General features: G+C 44.7%; 17 protein-coding genes. 10 read left to right on the forward strand and 7 right to left on the reverse strand.

From position 1 onward, the window contains the following. Window positions 1–26: 26 nt before the first annotated feature. The 3 genes from H6G46_RS01100 (at window position 27) to H6G46_RS01110 (ending at window position 10,884) form a co-directional block, all read left to right on the forward strand. On the forward strand, window positions 27–3,899 hold the full coding sequence (locus H6G46_RS01100; RefSeq protein WP_010874246.1) for a hypothetical protein: 3,873 nt from the start codon (window positions 27–29) through the stop codon (window positions 3,897–3,899). 226 nt (window positions 3,900–4,125) lie between these two features. Continuing rightward, entirely contained in the window at window positions 4,126–4,752 is a 627-nt protein-coding gene (locus tag H6G46_RS01105; RefSeq protein WP_223211307.1) for a hypothetical protein, read from the forward strand. 816 nt (window positions 4,753–5,568) lie between these two features. Continuing rightward, window positions 5,569–10,884, forward strand: a complete 5,316-nt coding sequence (locus H6G46_RS01110) for a DUF4114 domain-containing protein (protein ID WP_010874244.1) — start codon at window positions 5,569–5,571, stop codon at window positions 10,882–10,884. A 93-nt stretch (window positions 10,885–10,977) separates the two neighbouring features. Here H6G46_RS01110 and kaiC read toward each other — a convergent pair whose 3' ends face one another. The 3 genes from kaiC to H6G46_RS01125 all read right to left on the reverse strand — a co-directional run bounded on the left by kaiC (window position 10,978) and on the right by H6G46_RS01125 (window position 14,051). Then, a complete protein-coding gene (gene kaiC / locus H6G46_RS01115) occupies window positions 10,978–12,537 on the reverse strand; it encodes a circadian clock protein KaiC (protein ID WP_010874243.1) in 1,560 nt (519 codons plus the stop codon). 170 nt (window positions 12,538–12,707) lie between these two features. After that, window positions 12,708–13,025 carry a circadian clock protein KaiB gene (gene kaiB, locus H6G46_RS01120; protein ID WP_010874242.1) on the reverse strand — a complete coding sequence of 106 codons (318 nt, stop codon included), beginning with the start codon at window positions 13,023–13,025 and terminating at the stop codon, window positions 12,708–12,710. A 126-nt stretch (window positions 13,026–13,151) separates the two neighbouring features. After that, complete coding sequence (locus H6G46_RS01125) at window positions 13,152–14,051, reverse strand: circadian clock protein KaiA (protein ID WP_010874241.1); 900 nt, start codon at window positions 14,049–14,051, stop codon at window positions 13,152–13,154. 389 nt (window positions 14,052–14,440) lie between these two features. Between H6G46_RS01125 and pgm the strand changes: the two genes are divergently transcribed. Both pgm and H6G46_RS01135 read left to right on the forward strand, forming a co-directional pair. After that, a complete protein-coding gene (pgm, locus tag H6G46_RS01130; protein ID WP_041426079.1) occupies window positions 14,441–16,096 on the forward strand; it encodes a phosphoglucomutase (alpha-D-glucose-1,6-bisphosphate-dependent) in 1,656 nt (551 codons plus the stop codon). 113 nt (window positions 16,097–16,209) lie between these two features. Then, entirely contained in the window at window positions 16,210–17,952 is a 1,743-nt protein-coding gene (locus tag H6G46_RS01135; protein ID WP_010874239.1) for a hypothetical protein, read from the forward strand. Window positions 17,953–18,014: 62 nt separating this feature from the next. Here H6G46_RS01135 and H6G46_RS01140 read toward each other — a convergent pair whose 3' ends face one another. From H6G46_RS01140 to H6G46_RS01155, 4 genes are all read right to left on the reverse strand, one after another. Beyond that, window positions 18,015–18,242 (reverse strand): type II toxin-antitoxin system HicA family toxin, encoded by a 228-nt coding sequence (locus H6G46_RS01140; RefSeq protein ID WP_020861918.1) that lies wholly within the window; start codon window positions 18,240–18,242, stop codon window positions 18,015–18,017. Next, entirely contained in the window at window positions 18,242–18,451 is a 210-nt protein-coding gene (locus tag H6G46_RS01145) for a type II toxin-antitoxin system HicB family antitoxin (RefSeq protein ID WP_010874238.1), read from the reverse strand. The genes H6G46_RS01140 and H6G46_RS01145 overlap by 1 nt, the downstream gene beginning before the upstream one ends. A gap of 21 nt (window positions 18,452–18,472) precedes the next feature. Then, window positions 18,473–19,030, reverse strand: a complete 558-nt coding sequence (locus H6G46_RS01150) for an NYN domain-containing protein (protein ID WP_010874237.1) — start codon at window positions 19,028–19,030, stop codon at window positions 18,473–18,475. Between the two features lie 369 nt (window positions 19,031–19,399). Next, a complete protein-coding gene (locus H6G46_RS01155) occupies window positions 19,400–19,657 on the reverse strand; it encodes a DUF4327 family protein (RefSeq protein WP_010874236.1) in 258 nt (85 codons plus the stop codon). Window positions 19,658–20,209: 552 nt separating this feature from the next. Here H6G46_RS01155 and H6G46_RS01160 point away from each other — a divergent pair. From H6G46_RS01160 to H6G46_RS01180, 5 genes are all read left to right on the forward strand, one after another. Then, window positions 20,210–20,419 (forward strand): type II toxin-antitoxin system HicB family antitoxin, encoded by a 210-nt coding sequence (locus H6G46_RS01160; RefSeq protein ID WP_020861920.1) that lies wholly within the window; start codon window positions 20,210–20,212, stop codon window positions 20,417–20,419. After that, on the forward strand, window positions 20,412–20,639 hold the full coding sequence (locus tag H6G46_RS01165; protein ID WP_020861921.1) for a type II toxin-antitoxin system HicA family toxin: 228 nt from the start codon (window positions 20,412–20,414) through the stop codon (window positions 20,637–20,639). Before H6G46_RS01160 ends, H6G46_RS01165 begins: the two co-directional genes overlap by 8 nt. Before the next feature lie 255 nt (window positions 20,640–20,894). Further along, complete coding sequence (gene accA / locus H6G46_RS01170) at window positions 20,895–21,875, forward strand: acetyl-CoA carboxylase carboxyl transferase subunit alpha (RefSeq protein ID WP_010874235.1); 981 nt, start codon at window positions 20,895–20,897, stop codon at window positions 21,873–21,875. Window positions 21,876–21,888: 13 nt separating this feature from the next. Next, entirely contained in the window at window positions 21,889–22,746 is an 858-nt protein-coding gene (locus H6G46_RS01175) for a DNA adenine methylase (protein ID WP_010874234.1), read from the forward strand. An 18-nt stretch (window positions 22,747–22,764) separates the two neighbouring features. Next, window positions 22,765–23,019 carry a DUF6737 family protein gene (locus H6G46_RS01180; RefSeq protein WP_010874233.1) on the forward strand — a complete coding sequence of 85 codons (255 nt, stop codon included), beginning with the start codon at window positions 22,765–22,767 and terminating at the stop codon, window positions 23,017–23,019. The last annotated feature ends 3 nt before the right edge of the window (window positions 23,020–23,022 follow it).

Raw genomic sequence — 23,022 nt, forward strand, 5'->3', positions numbered from 1 at the left:
TTATCTAGTTAAAGTATTAGAGTCCAGTGGAGGGTTTCAAAATGGGGAAAATATGGCAAGGCTCGGAATCAGCTGACAACATCGATCTCAGACCATCTGATCGTCATAAATTCGATGTTGTTTGGGCAAAATCCGGAGATGATCTTGTCCATGGTCGAAATTTTTCCAGCCTATCAGGAGCCAATGACACCATATCTGGAGCGAATGGGAACGATGTCATCTACGGCCACCACGGAGATGATTTTCTTTCAGGTGAAGGGGATTCGGACACAATTTATGGCGGCTTTGGAAATGACGCCATCCGTGGGGGGTACCACGACTGGATTCCTGGTGGAACTCCTGATGGAGCAGATAAACTTTACGGAGAAGAAGGTGATGACATGATTCTCGCAGAAGGAGGAGATGATCAGATCTGGGGAGGCCCTGGCAATGATCGGCTTTTCGGAGAACATGGAAATGATCAAATCTGGGGTGAGGATGGAGACGATTATATTGACGTTGGTCCTGGACTTGATTCAGCGTGGGGAGGAAATGGAAACGATACAATAACGAGCAATTGGATGGCCGGGCGGAAATACTTATCCGGAGAAGACGGGAACGATACTATTTTTGGTGCAGAAAATAGTGACATCATCGAGGGTGGCCCTGGAGATGATGTTCTTTGGGGACTTCGTGCCTATCCTTCCTCGGTTGGCGATGCCATTGACAGAATTTACGGTGGTCCTGGGAACGACTTGATTTATGGAGATTCGTTTTATTTTCCTAATGATGGTCTTTGGTCTAGTGTCCTCCAATACACTCAAGACATAATCTGGGGCGGACTGGGGAATGACACCATACAAGGAATGGCCGGTAATGATACGATTTATGGAGGAGAAGGGAACGATATTATTTATGGAGGCTACGACCCTTCAGGTAGCTTTATCCCCCCCGCAGAATTCCATGGAGATAATTTTATAGATGTTGGTACAGGCCATAATTTTGCCTATGGCGGTCCTGGTAACGATGTAATCAAAGTCTCAGGAGAAATCAGCGAACAGGGTTTTAATATTCTCATTGGTGGTGACGGAGACGATCTAATCCAAGGGGGAGACAATTCCGTTCCGATTGAAGATCTAGTAGTTTTACCCGGTTTAGAGGAGCAGGTCAAAGAGTTAAAAGAGTTTATCAAAACCCTAGAAAACGCTGAAGGTGTTGTCCCGACAATCGGTGACTTCATAGACGGGGGTAAGGGGTTTAATACCATTGAGGCGGGAGATGGGACAGATATTATTTTGGCAGGACTACCCACTTCAGCCAACACAAAAGACAAAGTTCAATTGATTTACGGTAATTCTAAAACGTCTGGAAGGCGTGAAGCCGATATTTTTATTGTTTCCACCGTTGCTATTTCCAGAAAAGATGCGATTAATCAAGCCATGGTGGCAGATATTACGAAACTTTCTCTGAAAGGATTGAAAGTAGGACTAAAGGTACTTAGTGTCGCCGGGGCAGTGGTTCCAGGAGGGAAAATTCCAGAGTTAGCATTGGAAATGGGCATCCTAGGGGTGGAAATATTTTCAACGATCAGTAAGTATAGTGCAGGAAACCCCCAGGAGCCTAGTATTTTAGATAAAATGACCGTTATTAAAGACTTTGATCCTGGACTAGATGTTCTGTATTTAGATAACGGCGGGGGCAAGATTAGGTATTCCGTAACATATCAGCATCTAACGATTGGTGACAAAGATTATCGAGGCCTGGTTTTTCGCGATGGCCAGGGGAAATCAGAAGAACCGAGGGTGATTTTAGAAGGTTTAACAAATCGCCACATAGAACAAATGGTCTCAAAAGTTGTGGAAGAAGAAGTTAATGGAATTAAGGAAGCGAGAATGATTAGTTATACATTTTTGCCTAATATCAAATCAGACAAGCCAGAATCACTCCAACAGTTTCCGGAACCATACATTCAGGGAAGTCCCTTTGTTCTCACGGAAGATAACGATCATGTCACTGTTATCGACTCTGAGAGTCGCGAAATACAAGCCTTAGGGGGAGATGACGAAATCATTGTGGATTTTGGTCAACGGGTTTTTGCCGGCGCAGGCGATGATGAAATTTACGCAGGAATATCCTTAGGGGGTAACACCTTATCCGGAGGCATCGGGAAGGATCAATTCTGGTTCTATGACGATCAGGCAGCGGAAGTAATTGATAGTTTCAAAGAAACAATAAAAATAGTAAATGTTGGTATTGCTGATGCAAATGAGCAGGAGAGGTTTATCCGCCAAATTTATGGCGATATGTTCGGTGAAGGCTCAATAAATGTGATTGTAGATTTTGACATTGATGAAGACTCAATTGGTTTTGCTGATTTTCTTGTTCCCGTAGGAGTTAATGATGTCCAATTAAGGCAGGAAGGCAATGACGCAATTATTTCCCTCTTTGCCAGGGATGTCGCTCTTTTGCAAGGTGTTAATGTTGAAAGTCTTTCCCCCGAGAGTTTTACCTTTGATAATTCTTTGTTTGAAAATGTTATAGGCAACAATGATAATAGTATTGTCGATGAGCAAGATGATTTAGTTGATGTCAGCCCGGGGAATGATGATTTTGGGAACTTTGATCCTAATTTTAATTTTCCCAGCCCAATGCCACGTATTAGTGCCGAAGAACTATTAAGTGGCAGGAAAATAACTAGTTTACAGAGCGAAGGGCAGTCCTTATCCCTCAGTGGCGATGTTATGGGAACCGATGGCGATGACCGAATTATCGTCAATAGCAATCAAGAGGTTTTTGCTGGTGCGGGCAATGACGTGATTTATGCCAGTATTTCTGCTGGGGGTAACACTCTATCTGGGGGGAGTGGCAAGGACCAATTCTGGTTTTACGATGATCCCAATGGAACATTAGGTATTAACATTGTTGAAAATGTCATTGATGAGGGTGGTCTTAGTTTTGATGCGATTGAAGAATATGGGCAGAGGTTTAGTACCAGTGCAATTAATGTCATTACAGATTTTAATCCAGAAGAAGATGTGATTGGGGTTGTGGATTTTCCTTTCCCCCTAGGGTTAAATAGTTTTACCTCCAGGCAAGAGGGTAATGATTTCATTATTTCTCTATTTGAAAAAGACATTCTTCTCCTACAAAATATTCAAGAAGAAAATTTAACAACTGAAAATTTTGTTTTCGATAAATCTTTATTTGAAAGTATTGAGAAAAACTTTTCTTCGCCTCCAAATTTTTCATCTGTTGTTCCGATCGCCAATGATATTCAAGCTGGGATTTTAGCCAACTCTTTCCACGTCAAATTGTCTGACGAGACACAAATGGTAGTTAAATACCAGAATCAACCCTTTGTCAATGGCACCTTTGGTAATTGGCAAATCCTAGAGGCAGAAACGATTAACGGGATCAATCAAATTCTCTGGCGAAATCCCGACATCGAGGAGGTTGGTATTTGGAATACTGATGCCAACTGGAATTGGATTTCCTCTGAAACTTGGTCGGCCAATTCTTTGAAGACTCTTAATGCCGAGGTCACCTTCCAAATTGACATCAACAATGATCAACTTATTGGTGACAGCCTCACCAACGTGGAAACCGAGGGTTCTATTAGCCTCCTGCGAGGAATCTTTGGCTATCATGTTCAAACTGGGGATGGTCTGACGACTCCTTTACGTTACCTTGGGGAGGCTTTTGAAAATGACATTGGTAACTGGCAAGCCCTGGCTGCGGAAACAGTAGAGGGCATCAACCAGGTGCTCTGGCAAAACCAAAGCTCTGGAGAGATTGGTGTTTGGTATGCGGATAGTAACTGGAACTGGGTTTTCTCTAACGTTTTTGTCCCTGGCTCCTCCCAGGCCCTGGCTCAGTTCAATGCTTTCGGAGTTGCAATTAATGAAACTGGATTAGCTTGATAACATTTAAAGTCTATGATGTTACTGATTCAAATTGATAATTCTCTACTCCAAACAATCTGAAATATAAACTTCATTTTTTGGAATATTTTGTTTATTAAATCGAACTTTAAATTGGTAGACCATGATATCCTAAAAATGTCATATGTTAATTGATATTTGATATTATTCAGAACCATTTCTCAATCACAAATACCTAAAAATGATCAGAACTAAATTGGTTGAGTTGTCCACCATTGAAGCTGTAGCCTATCGCCAAAAACTGAAAGATCCAAGTAAATCTGGTGTCGTAATTTTGCGTTACGATGCTGATCAGTCAGGATTAGCTACCATCAATAAAGCTTCTGGGGAACCAGACCTTGCGGCGAACGTTCCGGTTGACTTATTTCCTGTAGAAGCTTTTCGGGAAGCTTTGGAATTGACTTCCGGGTTGCCCTATTCTAAGCGGGGTAAAGTTAAGTTAACGACAACAGTTTCTGTTCCAACAAATCCCCCCGATGCCGTTGAAGATGATGGCCCCGAGGACTTGGAAACGGTCTGCAGCCAAGAGTACGAAGCTATTGTTAGAGCGTACACTAACAAAAAAAGCGAACTTTCATACGATTTGCTCAATAAGGATTTTATTCAATTTGCTAATTCCAGTAAAATTGTTTCAACTATGGTGGCGGAGAAAGCGTCGGAGGAAGACATTCGTAATCATATTGTCAAAGTTAAATTAGAGTCCCTTACCAATAATCGAGAGTTAAGCATGGGGCAAACCAAGCTGATTGTAGAGATGTTAGACGCAGTCAGTCCCAGGGGGGTTTTCCGTGAGTTGAATGCTGAAATTCGTAGAATGCTTGCCCGACGATAAAGTTTTTTTGATAGGGTTAAATTTTCAGACTCGGAGACCACATATCTCCTTTGATAGTGGCCGACTTTAACAAGACTCCAGGCGATATCAACTTAACCACCATGGCTTTACCTGGGGTCGTTTCATTGTTGGGAATAATTCCCCGATTTAGGTTCAGCAAAATGGCCATCTACTTATCATAATCACTGGCGATCGCCAAGCTTTGTTTTTGTCCTCCGGAAATATTTGCCCCTACCGCACCGAGAATCGTTTCGTATTGCTCGGGAAATTGATTAACAAATCACGGGCATGGATAATTTGTCAAGCTAAAGTCACCTTAGAAAGGTGTATCTCAGGCAAGCTTAAAAATATAAATAACGTCAATTTTACAAAAAAAATGCTAGGGGAATATTAAGAGAACATTAAGGTTGTTGAAAATAGCTAAAAATAATTAAAATTTGTATGATTTTGACCAAAAGTGAACTTTGTGTTATGGTTACAGGGCGTGGTTGACTCGAGTTCAATACAGAACTCAAGGGCTCCGGGTAAATGTTTAAATTTTTGTAAAATCTGTAAAGCATTAATAAAAAACTTTTCCAAAAATTTGGATTTTACCTCAATCACTCTGCCATTTATAACGGTTAACAAAAGACAGAAACCCAGGTTTTTGTGAAAAAACAAAGGGAAGAGGGGCCTGTCTAAATTTTAGATTTATTTAAGACAATTGTTCGAGACGTTCACCCGGGAATGATTGACCCGATTTTCAAAGATTCTAAGAATCTGCAACTTAATACTTTTTCCATTCTTGTTAACACTTAAGTTAAGAGCTTCTTTGCCATGGCTAACAAATTCAAATTTACTGGTAATTTACTCGAACAAAAAACTGTCTTCCTGGAAAATGGAACAGAGGCAACTAAATCGGTCTACGATGATGTCAAGCTTTATTGGGATGGTACTGCATTAATTCAGGTTGGGGACGGTCGTCGCAGTGATGGCAATTACATCGAAGTTTTAGAGTATGTAAACAAAGATGGAAAAAAGATTCAAAATGTAGCTGCCCTGGGAACATTTTATAGTCTTGCAGGTCCTCAGCCCATCAGGCTTTTCCGGGGAGCTGTCGCTTTTAATGATGTTTTATCGGAGAAGAATAAAGATAAGTTGGTAGGTCAAGTAAAGCGTAGTGACCGTATTGAAGGTGGCTATGATCCAGTGCAGGACATCATCGGTCTCAATTACCAAAACATTACTTTTTTTGATGGTGAAAACAATGCAGGTGCTGTTTCATATCGAGCGGCTCCAGATATCTTTCCCGGTATCAACATCCCAACTACTGACTCTTTTTTTGATCTTACTTTCCCTGGAGGCACTCCGACAATAAGCGGGGGACGTATCCAGTTGCCGGATATCAATTTAGGCAATGCTTTCAACTGGTACTACCAGAAAAAAAACAAGGGTGCGTTCAATATTCCAACTTTTGAACCTAGGGATCCAAAACCAGGAAAACCAGATGATCCGAAGAAACCAATTAAGATTGGTGGTATTACCGGAGTAGCTCTAGAAATTAATAGTATCGACAAGTACGTTCAAGTTCAGGGGAAAGCCGATGTTGACTTGTTCAAAATGGCAAAAATTGGAGTCGATATCGCCGGCCAGCGATTTATCCGTATTTTCGATAATGATGTTCAAACGGTTTTTCTCGCTTCCATTGAATTCGTTGACTTCGGCGCTGTTAGGATTAATCTTTTAAGTTTTGATTTTAATTCAATCAAAAAACAAGCGACGGTAGCTGGTGAAATACTGATTCGTCCTTGGAACAACCTGAAGGTGGGCGGCAGGATTGGAACAGAATTTACAACAAATCCTGCAGGAGGTATCGCTGATATTCGAATCAGTACTATTGGTCTTTATGCAGACAATCTGAATGCCTTGATTTCTACACCAGAATCTCAAATTTACCTCCAGCGCATTGGGGTTGATTTTGAAAATATTCCGCCCTTGGCTCCGGGGCAAAGTTTCAATCTGGGCGGGTCTCTTGCGGTGTCCCTGGGGCAATCATTTGAGGTGGATTTCCCCGATTGGCTAGGGGGCAGCAAAAAAGGTGAGGGCATCAGTGCTGTCCGTATCGATGGAGCAGTAACACTAAAAATTCCGGTGGGCATTGACCTAGCCGCCAAAATTAGTATTCTGGGATTCCCAGTTGCAGAGAGTCGATCCTTCCTCAACCTTGATGCTGCAATCAAGGGTACGGGAGTAGTACTGAAAACCAATACCACTTACCGCACGCCGTTCGACGTAATAACAACAAATGGAGAGTTCAGCATAGATGCAAGGCTTAACTTTAGCCTTCGGTCGGGGGCAAGGCTTAACATACCGACTTTTATACCCTTTTTAGGTGGGCTACAACTTGCTGGGGCCAACGCCATGATCAAGTATGCTGCCCCCTACCACCCCACAGCTCAGTTTCGACCTGAATATGGTTTTGTTGCGGGATGGGTAGATGTAAATACTTTGTTTTTCAAAGATAGTATTGGCTTTAGGGTCGGATTTGACGGCAAGGTTGGCATCGTCAAGGGAGAGGATATTAAGGGATTTGGCGGCATAGCAACGGTGGATTCCCTTGATGAATTTGGTTTACTCGCCACATCTGAATCAGCCCTAGCGGCTTATGAAGAGCAGAACGCCGGCGATCAGCTAGCAAGACAATCCTTTAATGTCCGTCAAGGGCGAGAATGGGCGTCGGTAAGTATTCGGTGGCTGAGAAGAGGTCGCTACGAGACCCCAGCAGCGATGTTTAACCTGAGGTCCCCCAGCGGAACTGTCTACAGATACGCAGATTATTTACAAGGGACTAGGGTCAAGCTCTGGAACGAGTTTAGTGATGAGTTCGGGACTTCTCTCTTCATTCCGAGACCGGAAGCGGGAACCTGGACAGTTGAGCAAGTTCGGTCGGATGATATCGGGCCAATTCAAATCAAAATGGTTCAAAATTCCATCGCCCCCGTTGCAGAAATTAAGCAATTTGCTCGGGATCCTAATCGCCAGTGGGTAGACATTCTTTACACCGTTACTGGCGATCCCTTTGCCGAAAATATTAAAGTTAATCTTTATGCGGACACCGATGGCAAGGGGGGAGATGGTTTCCTCATCACCACAATTGACCACGACCCCAAATCAAGTGGAAGCTACCGCTACCGTTGGGATTTAAGCAATGTTCCCCAAAGTGTTTACCACTTGTATGCATCGGCGGAAAGTGAGGGGCACTTACCCAATGACCGGTATTTTACTGGCGATCTCAGTGTGGCGACAAGCACTGGTTCAGCAACGGATAGTAACCTTCCCATTGGCGGCATTGAGTTGGGCCAAGGCAATGATTTACCCGTTGTTAAGGATCTCAGCGCCAACTGGATTGGGGACGGTAAGTTTTCGGTAACCTGGAGCGATACCGCAACGCCCCAGTACTACAATGTACGCTGGTCTAATAATCCTGCGGGAGTTCTTGATAATCCCCTAGACCCTGATTTTAGCGGTATTCAACCTACTTCCGGCTTAGTAACTATTTACGAAGAGGAAGATGGACGTTTCTATCACAGACTTATTGTTGATGGCCTGACCGAAGGGGAATTATACCGCTTTCAAATTCAATCGGTGGACGATAACGATCGCCTAGGGGCGGTAGGGAAAACATCCCTGGCGGTGGCAGGTAATTATGATGCGGCGATCGCCTTAGGTGAGAGCGATGAGTGGGAATACGTTGCGGTGTTGGGCGAAACTTATACCCGTGAAGTTAGCAAGGCTGAAAATGAAACCGTAACTCCCCTAATTCTGCCGGAAGGGGCCAGCTATGACCCAGTAACCAATCAACTTATTTGGCAGCCGACGGTTGACCAACTAGGAGAACATTGGCTGCAATTTAAAGTTGAAAATCAATTCGGTGATGTTTATCTAGAAACCCAACGGGTGCAGGTGCTTGAGTATTCCCTTGAACAGCTTCAAGTGATTAATTTACCGGAAGACTTCGACATATTTGAGTACCAAAAAAATAATCCCATTAACCTCAATTCCCTGATTGTTGCTTCCGGAAACGGTGATAGTCTAGGGGATGACAACCTGGTTATCAATGCCAATCCTAAACTTATCACCATGGAGAGGGGAAATAATACCTTTGTAGTGGGTTCTTACACGAAAGTTTTAGGTGGAGCAGGAAACGACCTTTTGCAAGCTTCCCCCGACAACAGTTTCGGTGGTGTCCATTTAAATGGGGGAGAAGGCAATGACATAATCATCGGCGGGGAAGGTGATGATACCCTTTTGGGCGGCCTCGGAGATGACATCATCTGGTGGAGTTTAGGAGACGATTTTATTGACGGTGGCGGAGGTACCGATACTTTAGCGGGCATTCAATTGCTCAATCTGGCAGAAAGCGAGACGATCAACATTAAAGGCATTGAAATATTTCAACTCGCCGATGCAGGAGAAGTTGTCCTTGACCAAGCCGCCATCCTGGCGATCGCCCCCGATGGAAATATACTCCGCATCGAAGGTGACAACGGAACCATCTATCTCAATGATGACTGGCAACAACAAGGACAAAGGAAAGATGAAGACGGGAATTTTATCCTTTACACCGCCGGGGATGCCACCCTTGCCATAGAAGATTCCCATGACATTGTCTTCTTAACCGGAGAAGTCGGCACTTCCTTAGGACAATTTAATCTGGATGAATTCGGAGATACATTGAAGAATGTTTCCACTTTCACCCTCAGCACACTTCCCGGTTGGGAATATAGCACTGCTTCTGAAGGTTTTAAGCTAAGTCTAGCCGTTGAACCAGGGGATAGCAGCACGATCGCCATTGATCTACTACCGGAGCACCAGGGAGTAAATACTTTTTTAAGACAAGATCCGGCAACTGATATTTGGACTGAATTCTTATTTGACGGTAACGTCGGCGCTGAATTAATCGATAGCAATAATGACGGTAAATTTGACCAAATTCTTCTCCACCTTGAAGACGGCGCACCATCGGATCTAGATGGCCTGGCCGATGGCAAAGTGGAATTGTCCGGGCTTTTAGCGACAACAACACCAGGATTGGCAACCCCTGTGAGTGGTTCAGGGTTTTTAAATGGATTTGGCCAACCCATACCATTGACGGTGCGGGCTGTGTCCTTGCCTGTAAGTGGCAATTTTGAGTTCGGCTTTATTAAAACTGATTATGATGATTTCCGGGGGCTGGTCGGTGCCTATGATCCCACCGATGAAGGTTGGTCAGCTTTTATCCCCCTCGAAACCCAAGCCGGGGTTTTTCGTAACGGTGAACGGAGTTCATTTAGCCCTGTTTTGGAAGCCGCTCCGGCGGATGGTTTGGCCTTAAACCGAACTCTGGCTCAACAAGTGCTTACTTCCGGTAATTCCCTGGCTTCCACCGAACATAAGGACATCGGTACGTTTTCCCAGGTCACCATTGAGGATGCTTATAGTTTGACTCCCTATATCCTTGACTTGAACAGTAACGAAATGTTTTCTGTTGAGGATGAGAATTTGTCAGTGACCCAGGATGGTCGGGGTTTTACCCAAATTTCCGCAGACACCCCCAACGGGAAATATGCCGTCGAAGTTTTTACCCTTCCCCTCGTTGTCCCCGGTTTGCAAGGAGAGGCGATCGCCACTGATATTCAAATCCATCGTGCTGGTGAATATCAAAACACCCTTGGTTTGTATAAACTCGCTAATGCCAATGGGGATATTGATATCAATAACGATGGCATAATCGATTTCTCGCCAGGGCAAGCGGGCTATGCTGAAGCGGCGGTTCGCATGACCCAGAGTCGAGATCCTTTAACTGGAGGCATCACCTTTAGTGCCCCAGACAATTTTTCCCAAAAAACGGCGACCACTCAGTTAAAAGCAGGGGGTAATTACGGCTTGTTCCTCATCTCCAATGGAACCACTGAGCAGTTCCTCCAACAAAACCCCGGTAATCAACCAGGCAATGTCAACGCTTTCTTTATGTACGACCAAGCCAATCCAGATAACGAAAGTCACTTCATGCGTCTTGGACAATCCCTTTATGGAGTTGAGGATCTATTCGGCGGTGGCGATCGAGACTTTAACGATCTTCTCATCAGTCTGGATTTTGCTGGGAACATTTAGTTATTAAATTCCCCAGAAAACTAACCCTTAACCACTGTCCATGCCGCCTTTCCCAACCAAGATTCGGATGGGAAAGTTTACCCTTTTTCAATCCTACTCAGCGGTCTTGTCCTTAACACCCCGGACAATGCGGGAAAGCTCAGATTTTTCATCCACACTAATGCGGGTGGGGGAACCACTGATAATCCGCTCATAATTGCGGAAGGAATCGCGAATATCAGGGCCATCATGGCTAATGCTATATTCTCGAATGCCTTTATCATGCCAGGAACCCCGCATTTTAAACACATTCAATGCCCGGGACATTTCTCCTCGGATTTCCACATACTGCAACATCAAAATGGTGTCTGTAATGGTGGAAATATGGGATTCCGTAATGGAATGGGCCCCCATAAATTGGTCCGTGGTATTGGTAAAGAAGCCAGTAATCTCCTCCTGTTTGGCGTAGCCCGTTACCCCAATGACAAATTGACGGAAAGCATTATTGGTCACTCCCCGGGCCAGGGCAGAAAGGGAATCAATGGCAATGCGGGAAGGTTTAAATTCCGATATTTCCGACTTGATCATTTGCAAATGATCCTCCAAGCCCGCCGATTCTGGATAGGTACAAAGAAGTTTTAATAAACCCTTGTGTTCCATTTCTTCAAAATCAATGCCCCAGGAAGAAGCGTTGCGGGAAAGCTGAGCCCTGGATTCCTCATAGGCAAACAAAATGGCCCGTTCTCTTTGGCGACAACCTTCCTGCAAAAATTTGCTTACCAACAGGGTTTTGCCCGTACCAGTAGCCCCCGTAGCCAGAATAATCGAATCTTTGAAAAAGCCACCGCCACACATTTCGTCCAAGGTTTGTACTCCCGATGAAATGCGGGCATTGGAAGACCTCTGGGTGAGGCGCATGGCTCCCAGGGGAAAAATGTTAATGCCGTCGTGGGTGATAGTGAAAGGATATTCCCCCTTCATGTGGGTGGTACCCCGTAGTTTGAGGATTTCCACCGTGCGTCGTCGCCGTTCCCCTTCTAAAACATTACGCAAAACCACCACGTTATCGGAGACGAATTCCTCTACGCCAAAGCGGGCAATGGGGCCATATTCTTCCACCCGTTCGGTGGTCATAATGGACGTTACCTGGAGCTGTTTTAACCTAGCCACCAAACGAAAAATTTCCCGCCGCACCACCGAAGCCGCATCATATTGTTGAAATACCGCTGTGACCGAATCAATGGAAACTAACTTGGCTTTATATTTCCGCACTGCATACTGAATTCTTTCAATTAAGGCCGACAGATCAAAGGTGCCCACCACTTCCTGCCCTTCCGGATCGGGGGAAGCATCGAGGATAAACAATTTGCCATCGTCAATTAATTGTTGTAAATCCCAGCCAAAACTATAGGCATTTTCAATAATGTCACTGGGGGATTCTTCAAATGTAATGAATAAACCCGGATAATCGAAATGGTGAATGCCTTGGTAAAGAAATTGTACTGCCAAGAGAGTTTTGCCTGTGCCGGAGGTGCCACTCACCAGGGTTGTACGGCCAATGGGTAAACCGCCGTGGGTAATTTCGTCAAAGCCCTCGATCACAGTACGAATTTTTTGCACTCCCTTCCTTGGCACATCGGGGCGATTACGTTCGTTAACAATCGGTAAGTTCATTAGCTAAATTTAGATTTTTAAAGAAGAAAAAAGTTAGTAAAATTAAAACTAAATAACAGTTTGACTAAAACTGATTGAATGTGTTGAGTTTGAGGGGCAGGATTAAAGTTTGTTAGGAGTCTGATGATGTGTGTTGATGGGGGAAATATCTCGCCCTGTTCCCCGATTTTCTATTGGTCTTCTGCTTCCCGTTCCCGAATTTCGTCATAGAGCAGGTCTAAACCAATCAATACTTTCTCTCGGTCGGAAAGGTCGCCGATGATTTTCCTGACAGGGGGCGGTAGGATTTTAGCCAAGGTGGGGGTGGCAAGAATTTTATCTTCTTCGGCTAATTGGGGATTTTTCAACACGTCGATTACTTTGAGGGCATAAACTCCCTGGAATTCTTGCTCAAGGATATTTTTTAGCATTTTTAAGGCCCGCACAGAGTTGGGGGTGTTGCCAGCTACGTAGAGTTTGAGAACGTAAGTTTTTTTAAAGGGGCTCATTTTACGGGTTTACTAGAACGAGGGGGAAACCAACCAAGAAACAACTAAGAAAATAGATAACCAGAGAATCGAGGTAGTTTCAACAGCCAAGAGTTGAGCTGATGATTAAACCGTAGCATTTGGTTATTAATCCGTCTGATAATATACATCAAAGGGAATGTCCTCCCGGGGGATGGAACGGCGATACATTTCCCCCAGATGGGCGAGGATGTCGATCAACACTAAACGATAGTCTAGGAGGACTTCTTCGCTCCGCCCTTCTAGCTTTAGATGCTGGGAAAATTCATCCATTAATTCCATGTGAATTTCCAGGATTTGAGAAATGGCTAGGTCGGCAAAGAAAGCCTGATTAACAAATTGATCTAACAGGTCATTAACTGTGCCTTCGTCACTAAAATAACTGAGAATAATCTCTCGATATTGGGAGCTTAAATCTTCTAGGTATTCTTGTTTTTCCTGGGGGGAAAAGTTGCGGTAAAAGTGACTGGGCTTACGTTTGTAGTACACTCCTAGGTAACCGAGTCTTTCTTTAAGTTTGTCAGCCAGCCTTCTTTGTTGTAGGAGTAAAAAGCTTTGGGATGATTCATCGACAATCGGGGCGGGGATAGTTTCCGTTTGGTTGGGGAGGGTACAGATGGGGCCAAGGTGTAGGTAATGGGCGATCGCCCGGTCTACGACGGTGGGCAGTTCCGACCATTGGGATTCGGGCAGATGAATTTCAGCGTTGTGATAGACAATGGTGGGGTGTTCGTCGGTGGTTTTGGCTAGGGCAGAAGGACTGGGTTCGAGCAAAATAATCGGCAACAATCGCCCCTGTTCATAGAGACGATTCAGCACTGGAAGGGAATTAGCTTCGTAATAGACTAACAGGCAATCAATCCGCTCAGGTTTGTCTTCTAGAAAGGCACAAAAATCATCTAGTGCTTGAAAAGTCGATAGGTAATGGCGATCGCCCTGGAAAATAGACCTGAGTCTATGGGCAACGTGTTCGGGAGCAAAAAGACAGAGGGAGAGGGGAGACTGCACAGGGGATCAATAATCAGTCGAAGGTTAATCAAATAAGGGCTCAGATAGGCTTTCTCACCATGGTACGGTGCAAGTTAAGAAAATATTAATACTATTAATTGGAAAATTGTGTTAAGCAACTCCCCTGAACGTTAACACAATCTGAGTGCTCCTTGGCCGGATAGCTTCCGGCCTGTTTACAAAGTTTGAATTTGTGCTCCCCATCTTGGCGCTGGGCCGTGTATGGCCTGGGGTAACTTTGGCAATTTTTTCTCTATGACCAGGGATTTGGAGACTTTTTCTTTTATCTCTTTGCCCATGGATAGCCCTTGGCTAGTTAACCCTTTTTGGCTAGGATTTGGGTGTCTAAGCCCCTGATCGCCGCCCTCCATTTTTTACAATTTTTGTATATGACAAGCAGAATTAATCCCCTCGCCGGCCAGCATCCCCCCGCCGACAGCCTTTTGGATGTGGCCAAACTTTTAGACGACTATTACCGTCAGCAACCGGACCCGGAAAATCCCGCCCAGTTAGTGAGCTTTGGTACCTCTGGCCATCGGGGTTCTGCCCTCAACGGTACTTTTAATGAAGCCCATATTTTGGCGGTGACCCAGGCAGTGGTGGACTATCGCCAAGCCCAGGGCATTACGGGGCCCCTTTATATGGGGATGGATAGCCATGCTCTGTCGGAACCAGCCCAGAAAACGGCGTTGGAAGTGTTGGCCGCTAACCAAGTAGAAACTTTTTTAACCACCGCCACGGATTTAACCCGTTTCACCCCCACTCCGGCGGTATCCTACGCCATTTTGACCCACAACCAGGGACGTAAAGAAGGTTTAGCGGACGGCATTATTATTACCCCTTCCCACAATCCCCCCACTGATGGAGGCTTTAAATATAATCCCCCCTCCGGTGGCCCGGCGGAACCGGAAGCGACCCAATGGATTCAGAACCGGGCCAATGAGTTGCTGAAAAATGGCAATAAAACAGTTAAACGGCTGGATTACGAGCAGGCATTAAAAGCCACCACCACCCATGCCCATGATTTTGTCACTCCCTATGTGGCCGGTCTGGCGGACATCATTGACTTGGATGTAATTCGTTCAGCGGGCTTGCGCTTGGGAGTTGACCCCCTGGGGGGAGCCAATGTGGGCTATTGGGAACCCATTGCCGCTAAATACAATTTGAACATCAGCTTGGTTAATCCCGGGGTAGATCCCACGTTTAAATTTATGACCCTGGATTGGGACGGCAAAATCCGCATGGATTGTTCTTCCCCCTACGCCATGGCCAGTTTGGTGAAAATCAAAGACCATTACGACATTGCCTTTGGCAACGACACCGACGGCGATCGCCATGGCATTGTCACCCCCAGCGTGGGTTTGATGAATCCCAATCATTTTCTTTCCGTGGCCATTTGGTATTTGTTTAGTCAGCGGCAACAGTGGTCAGGGCTGTCGGCGATCGGCAAAACCCTAGTCAGCAGCAGCATGATTGACCGGGTGGGGGCCATGATTAATCGCCAAGTTTACGAAGTGCCCGTGGGCTTTAAATGGTTTGTCAGCGGTTTGCTAGATGGTTCCTTTGGCTTTGGGGGTGAAGAAAGTGCCGGGGCTTCGTTTTTGAAAAAAAATGGCACCGTTTGGACCACCGACAAAGATGGCACCATTATGGATTTATTGGCGGCGGAAATCACCGCTAAAACCGGCAAAGATCCCGGCCTCCATTACCAGGATTTGACCGCTAAGTTAGGTAATCCCATTTACCAACGCATTGATGCCCCCGCCACTCCGGCCCAAAAAGACCGCTTGAAAAAACTGTCCCCCGATGACGTTACAGCTACCTCCTTAGCTGGGGATGCCATTACTGCTAAATTAACCAAAGCCCCTGGCAACCAAGCGGCGATCGGTGGGTTGAAGGTGACCACTGCGGAAGGTTGGTTTGCGGCCCGGCCCTCCGGCACGGAAAATGTTTACAAAATCTATGCCGAAAGTTTCAAAGACGAAGCCCATCTCCAGGCTATTTTCACGGAGGCGGAAGCCATTGTTACCTCGGCTTTGGGCTAATCGACCCGGTCAATGTTCCGTCTAATTCCCCCTTCCCCCCGGTAACTTAAACGCTGGGGGGATTGTCCGTCTGTTGGGGAAAATCCCTGTCTTTGCCCCTGTGTTAATTGCCTATGCCACGGTCTTTTTTATTACTTTTACTTTGGATGGTGATCGCCGCTGGGCTACGCAGTTGGAATTTGGCCAGTAAACCCCCTTGGACCGATGAATTTGCCACCTTGGTCTTTAGCCTAGGCAACTCTTTTGAGAGCATACCCTTGGGCAAAGTGTTAACCGTTGCCGATCTCCTAACCATTCTGCAACCCCTACCCCAATCAGAACCAAATACCGTCATTAATGGTTTATTAAACGGCGATAACCATCCCCCCTTTTATTTTGTCCTAGCCCATCTTTGGTATCGATTATTTCCCCCCGACGGCAACTATTTATCCTTGGCGATCGGGCGATCATTACCGGTTATTTTTGGTACCATAGCCATACCTTTAGGCTATGGCTGTGCCAAATGGATCTGGGGGAAAGACCAAGAAAAATTAGCTCAGTTTACTGCCCTACTGATGGCAATTTCCCCCTATGGAATCTTCATTAGTCAAGAAGCTCGCCATTATACTTTTGCTATTATTTGGGGCTTAATTTCCATTACTTGTTGCTTAAAAAGCTTAAATTTTTTATTAAAAAATAAACCCTTACCTTTTTCCTTAGTTATTATCTGGATATTGGCTAATTCCCTAGGTATTTCAGTCCATTTTTTTGCCGTTTTGCCCATCCTCGCCCAAGGTTTAGCCCTAGCACTGTGGTTGGGGATTTGGAGCCGTCAGGGAAGGATTAATTTTTTATCAGCGTTACAATCCCTTACGCCTGTCATACTAGGCACCGCCTCCGCTGGTCTGAGTTGGATTGTCATTATTAGTCAACGGGAATTTGGCCATGGCATGACCGAATGGATTCAATTTACCAATATGTCCTGGGTGGATATGCTAATTGGCCCCCCAGCCCAATTAGCCGCCGCTGGCATAACTATGTTTTGTCTCCTGCCTGTAGAGTCCGAACATCTCTGGATTGTACTGTTATCAGGCCTGGGAATGCTGGCTTATTTTATTTGGTTAACTCCGGTGATATGGCAGGGTTTAGGGTATGGTATCAAGACAGAAAAAGACACAAGAGTGATAGTTTTAGTAACCACGTTTATTTTTTTGATAGTTATTTATCTGACCATTAGTTACGGAGCTGGTTTAGATATCACCAGGGGAGCAAGGTATAGTTTCAACTTTTGGAGTTTACTAATGTTAATAGCTGGCGTGGGTCTAGGGAAAAATCCCCAGGTAAATTTCCACCGCAGTGCTGATTTAGGTCCATCAAATAGTCAATGGCGGCAATTAAATTGGTGGCAAAAAAGTCGCCGGGACCTCTATTTACCAATGATAATTTTGTTAATTGGCATTTTGAGTGCTGTTACTGTCACCCATAACTTGGCTTACCGGAAATATTATCGACCTGATAAATTTTTAACTCTCTTGTCAGAAAACCCTGTCAGCGAAACCCGTTGGATTGTCACCACCCATAAAAGCTTGGTGCAGGTAGGTGAATTGTTGGGCATTGCCTGGGAAGCTCAACGCCATTTTCCTGAGTTGGTACCCCAACTAAGATTTGTTTTTTTACCCCAGGAAAAATTACAAGATCCCGTTGCCACAGAACAGCTACAGAATTTATTGAAACAGGCGGAACAACCAGTAGATTTATGGCTGGTTAATTATTTTGCTCCCCTAGATTTTCCCGATTGCCAAATAGATCAAAGTCCGAAAGAAAATATCTTTGGCTATCCCTATCAACGCTTTAATTGTCTTATTAACCGCAAGTAAAATCGGGCTAAGAGAGCTATTCTAACTATCTCGCTTCTTGCTATATTTTCTAGATTTAGAAATTAATCTAATAAGCGAATTAATTCTTCCTTGGTTATTTCAGCGTCTCTGATGATTTTCAACAATAAACCTTTTCCAATAGTTTTACCGCCATGGATAGGAATGGTCACTACTCGATTATCTTGATCTTTTAGACGAACGTGACTTCCTTTTTGTCTAATAACTTTAAAACCAAGTTTTTGAAGTACGACTATGAGCTGAGTGCTTGTTACAGTAGGAAGCTTTGCCATCAGACCACCACTTTTTGGATGCCGATAAACTCAGAAGTAGATTCCAATTCAATCTCTTCAAGACATAATTCGATAACCTCACGAATATTTTGCATAAGCTCATCAATGGTCTCCCCCTGACTGTAGCAAGCTTTAAGTTGTGGGACTTCACCTATGTAAATACCATCTTCATCCCTTTCAATAAGAACATAAAATTCTTGCTTGTTCATTTTTTTCCTTGGTCTATTTTACTAGGCAGTTTGTTCAGTGCTATAAAAATCCTGTTTCTCAATGGCTGGCCTGATGTCATTGAGATCAATATAACGATCGGTGGCATTTCGTAATTCCCTAGCAATCATGCCTTCGGTGGAAACTACAGTTATGTGGGTACTTTTTGATCTTAAGAGTTCGATCGCCCGTTCAAAATCGCCGTCACCACTGAACAAAACCACCCGATCATATTGATCTACGGTGTTAAACATGTCCACCACAATTTCAATATCTAGATTAGCTTTTTGGGAATATTTGCCGGAAATGTCGTCATAATATTCCTTAAGAATTTTAGTTCTGACGGTGTAACCTAAACTTATAAGGGCATCACGGAAACCCCTTTGATCTTGGGTATCTTTTAAACCAGTGTACCAAAATGCATTGACGAGTTTTACAGATGGATCTTCAGTGAAGAAAGATAATACCCTTCTGGGGTCAAAAAACCACCCATTTTTCTGTTGTGCATAAAACATATTATTCCCATCCACAAAGATAGACAAACGATCCCTGCGGAAAGGAATACCACTATGAATTGACATATAAAGTTAAATCGTAAAAATAAAAATAACTAGCGATAATGCTAAGAAATAGAATAGAAGTTAGAAATAAAAATAATAGCTGAGGTTAGTTTAGCGCAATTGTTAACCCCTAGGGAATTGGGGCAATCACCAGTGCCACCCCAGAATACTTGATTTGGCGAAAAAGTAGCTAAATTTGCCCATCTCGGCTCAGCCGTGGCGATCGCCATGGGATGGTGACACTGTTTGGGCTGAAGCGGTTGGCCCCAAGCGGGCAGGGGGAGGGACTCCCGTCGGTATATTAATTTACGTACGACTTAGGTCTTGGCAGACTAACCAAGGTAGCCCAAGAATCATTTTTGACATCCTTACCAAGAAAAACCCTGTTCCCTAGGCACAACCGTCTGGATCCTGAAAGTCCCAAGCTTCACAATTCATTAAATCGATGATGTGGTCTCGCAAAAGGTAATCGTGCATTTCCAATTCCCTTTCTACGGCTAGCCACTGCCGGGCGGGGATGAATTGACAAAGGGTATAGATGGGTTGCTGGCGATCGAGGCGATTTTGGCGGACCAGTTCACTGGCGGTGGAGCGAATGACTTCGAGGGAAAAAACTGTTTCTTGGTGGAGGGGTGAGGAAATGACCATAGTGCTTCAACCGGAAATGGACAGTGTATAAAAAGCCAATATCTACGGAACTGGGGTAACAGAGCAGGCTAGGGGCTGGACAAAGCCCAAAATAGTAGTAATTTTGACGACCGGTGCAAAAACCTTTAACAATTTAGGGGCAAAATCTGTCTAAGGGAAGGGGGAAAAACCGTATAACCGTAACAAAAAATACAATCTCCCCTATTTTACGGATGGCATACCGGCAATGTCACGCTTTTGACCTTAATCTTTTGTTTATCTTTAGCTTTACTTTTTAGTGCGGTTCGCCCCCTGTTTTACATGGCATTGACAACGGGCCAAGCCAGGCTGAGCCAGTCTTTCTGGGCGATGGGGTTTATGGCCAGCCTGGGGGTTTCCCTCCAGTAGGTTGGCTCAACGACGGCATTAAAGTCACAGCTTTTTGATACGCTGGAAAAATCCATCACCCTTAGCCCGGCTAATTGGCAAGGACTTGGCTTGCTCCGTTGACCCTGAAACACCAAGGGGAAATCATGATAACGTTTATAAAAAAATTATCAGGGTAGAGTCAGCATGAAGAATCGTACTTTTACCGCAATTATCTATAAGGAAGAGGAGATGTACATTGCGGAGTGCCCAGAAGTAGGCACAGTCGATCAGGGAGAAACCATCGAACAGGCCATAGCAGGACTACAAGAAGCAACGCAACTCTATCTTCAGGAATTCCCACTGCCGGAAACATCACCTAGATTTGTAACGAGTATTGAAGTGAGTTATGCCTAAGTTACCGCGAATCTCTAGTCGAGAAGTAATTCGAGTGCTTGAAAAACTGGGATTTGAAGTGGTTCGACAAACGGGGAGCCATGTGGTGATGCAAAAAGTAACAACTGAGGGAAATATTGGCTGTGTTGTCCCTTTGCATCGAGAACTAAAGGTGGGTACTTTAAGTGGCGTTCTCAAGCAAGCCAGAGTTTCCGTCAATGAATTTATTGGGCAGCTTTGAGATGCCTTGTTAATCTAGAAATGGGTTGTGCATACCCTGCAGCGTGCTCCGATTGGGTCTTTCATTTGTCCCTGGGTGGTGCTAGATAGAGCCAAATTAACCATTGCTAAATGCGACGACTACCACGGTGATGACCGAAGTAGTCTTTTCTCGTCTTGAGAATAATTTCAATGCTGGTCGATTTAGGTAAAGTCACGGCTTTTTGATACGCTGGAAAAATCCTTCACCCTTAGCCCGGCTAATCCATCCCTAGTTATGAGTAAAAGTGAGCGTCGTGTTTTTCTGCTGGATTTTGAAAAGCCCCTCTATGAGCTAGAGGAAAAAATCAATCAAATCCGGGAACTAGCCGAGGAAAAAAATGTGGACGTGTCCGAACAGCTCAGTCAACTAGAAAGTCGGGCTGAACAGTTGCGTCAGGAAATTTTTAGCAATCTCAATCCTTCCCAGCGGTTACAGTTGGCCCGCCATCCCCGCCGTCCTAGTACGTTGGATTATATCCAAGCCATTGCGGATGATTGGTTTGAAATGCACGGCGATCGAGGAGGTTATGACGATCCGGCTTTGGTGGGGGGAGTGGCCCGCTTGGGGACTCGACCTGTGGTGATTATGGGCCATCAAAAGGGAAGGGATACCAAGGATAATGTGGCTCGCAATTTTGGTATGGCGGCCCCCAATGGTTACCGGAAGGCTCTGCGGTTGATGGAACACGCTGATCGTTTTGGTATGCCTATTATTACTTTTATTGATACCCCTGGAGCTTGGGCCGGCATCGATGCAGAAAAGTTGGGCCAAGGGGAGGCGATCGCCGTTAATTTGCGGGAAATGTTTCGGTTAGATGTCCCCATTCTCTGCACAGTGATCGGGGAGGGGGGCTCCGGGGGTGCATTGGGTATTGGCGTTGGCGATCGGGTATTGATGCTGGAAAATGCGGTGTACACCGTGGCTACTCCAGAGGCCTGTGCGGCTATTCTTTGGAAGGATGCGAAAAAGTCCGACAAAGCGGCGATCGCCTTGAAAATTACCGCCGATGATTTAGCGAAGTTACAAATCATTGATGGGATTATTCCCGAGCCGAAGGGGGCCGCCCACGCCAATCCATTGGGAGCCGCTGCTAAGTTGAAGGAAGCTTTATTGTTCCATCTCAATACCTTGGCTCAATTAACTCCCCAGGAACGCAAACAATTGCGGTACGACAAATTCCGGCATTTGGGTCAATTTTTAGAAACGGCGGTGTAAGACGAATAGAACTATGGAGGAAACCGGGGAAATAAATAAATCAGCAAATTCTGCGCCCAAAGGGGACCAAGTTAAAAGTCCTCTCCGTTATCCCGGCGGAAAATCCAAAGCCCTGAGACAAATTTTGCCCCATGTTCCTACTCAAATCAAAGAGTATCGGGAACCTTTTATCGGTGGAGGCTCTGTCTTTTTAGCCATCAAGCAAATTTTTGGTCAGCACATTAATAAGTATTGGATTAACGACTTAAATTTTGATTTATATTGTTTCTGGAAATACGCCCAGGAGGAAATTGAACGGCTAACTGATGCAGTCACAGTAATTAAACAACACCAAACCGACGGGAGAGAACTTTTTGCCAACTTAACAAAAGAAGGGTTAGAGTTGGACGAATTCCAGCGGGCAGTGCGTTTTTTTGTGCTGAATCGCATTACTTTTTCTGGCACGGTGGAATCTGGAGGCTATTCTCAACAGGCGTTTGAAAAACGTTTTACCGATTCTTCCATTGATAGATTAAAAACTCTGGGAACAATGTTAGCTAATACGACTGTTACCAATGGGGATTATCAACAATTAATTGAACAGCCAGGAGAGAACGTGTTTATTTTTCTTGATCCTCCCTATCTGAGCGCGACTAAATCGAAACTCTATGGTAAAAAGGGGGATTTACACACTTCTTTTGGTCATCAAAGATTTGCTGAAGTGATGGAAAATTGTTCTCATAAATGGCTGATTACCTATGATGATTCCGAGGAAATCAGAAAATTATTTAGTTTTGCCCAGATTATTGAATGGGATTTACAATATGGGATGAACAATTACAAACAAGACAAAGCTTCCAAAGGTAAAGAGTTAATGATCAAAAATTATTAAAATTAATCGAAAAAAAACATGAGTAATCCTGAAGGTTATAACGTTTGGTCAGATAAGCCCCGTTGGTGTCAGCCTTGGACAATTTTGCTCACTGGGTCAGTAATTATTGCCTCTAGTTGGTTGCTGTTCCACCGATGGTGGTTGTCCTTACCTGTGGCCGCTGCCATTGCCCTCTGGTGGTGGTACTTTCTCCTGGCCTATCCCCGTTTGGTGCGTCAGGCGATCGCCATGGAGCTAGATCATTCACCCAATTCCCAGGCAAAGTCCAATTAAGCT

Origin of the sequence: Synechocystis sp. FACHB-908, assembly GCF_014698595.1 — a bacterium.
GTDB lineage: Bacteria > Cyanobacteriota > Cyanobacteriia > Cyanobacteriales > Microcystaceae > Synechocystis.